Source organism: Oleiphilus sp. HI0061 (genome assembly GCF_001635675.1).
On the sequence record NZ_LWFE01001309.1, the window covers coordinates 1 to 1,027 of the forward strand.

General features: G+C 46.0%; 1 protein-coding gene. It reads right to left on the bottom strand.

The genetic code is table 11. The annotated features are described in order from the left end of the window. A partial coding sequence (locus A3735_RS20705) for a penicillin-binding protein activator (RefSeq protein WP_197485959.1) occupies positions 1 to 1,027 on the bottom strand: 1,027 nt, incomplete at both ends.

Consider the following 1,027-nt stretch of genomic DNA (forward strand, 5'->3'; position numbering starts at 1 on the left):
AATGGTAACTGCCTTTCCTTTTCTAAATTTTGCCCATTCTAATTGGCGATTAATAATGCCCTGCTCATCCATTGATAGCATGCCGGTGTGGCCTTGCATCTGGCTGCCTCGAACTTCGTGCAATAGCTGTAGTCTTGGGGCGATATTATAGCTGTCGGCTCCTAGCGCATAAAAGCGGCTATATTGCTCTGTTGACTCGGGGATAGCATGATTTATCTGGCTTTTGATATCTATTGTACTGCTAAGCATCCAGGGCATTTCGATAAACTCGATACCGTCCAGGTCTCTGTTGTCGTTGTTGTCAGATATGTTATGAATTTGAGAGCTGGCGAATACTGGCAGGTCGGCAGCGTAATGGTAGGCAAAGAGAGGTTTGATTTGACGTGCTATTTCGGGTTTGGCAATCATGACAAGTGCGTCGATATCTTGCCTTCTTCTGGGTAAAAACTCGAGCGCTGTGTTAGTGATTTTTCGAATTTTTCGCTTTCGATTCTGGCTGTCCTCAGTGCCGAGGAGGCGGGCGACGCTCGAAGCGAGAGATTTCTGATTTTTGTAAAATACGCTATCGATAACGACCCCGTCTAATGAAGAGAAGCTTTCTACAAAGCTATCGTATATGCGAAAGCCAAGATTATTCTCTGGCAGTATGATGCCGACCCGTTTCAGTGATTTGTCGTGTAGGCGTGTAGCAAGTTGTCTGGCCTCGGTCTCAGGTGCTAGACCAAGTTGGTATAGCTTATCTGAACCTGCGTTAGTCGCTGGAAGATAGTTTAAGGCGAGAGTTGGCGTGCTAATAATATCTAAGGAGTTCAGCGCTTTAAGAGAAGCTTTGTCTAGAGGGCCGATAATTAGGCTGCCTGTCTCAGGTGCTTGATTGTACAGTGACAAAATGTCTTGCGTTGCTGTGTCGAAAAAACGAACTTGTAGTGGTTCGTGGTTTGGGTTTTGTTTATTGCTGGCATAGTGTTGAGCCATGAAACCGTCACGAATAGCTTTTCCAGCCAATTGAAGTGGCCCGCTTAAGGGC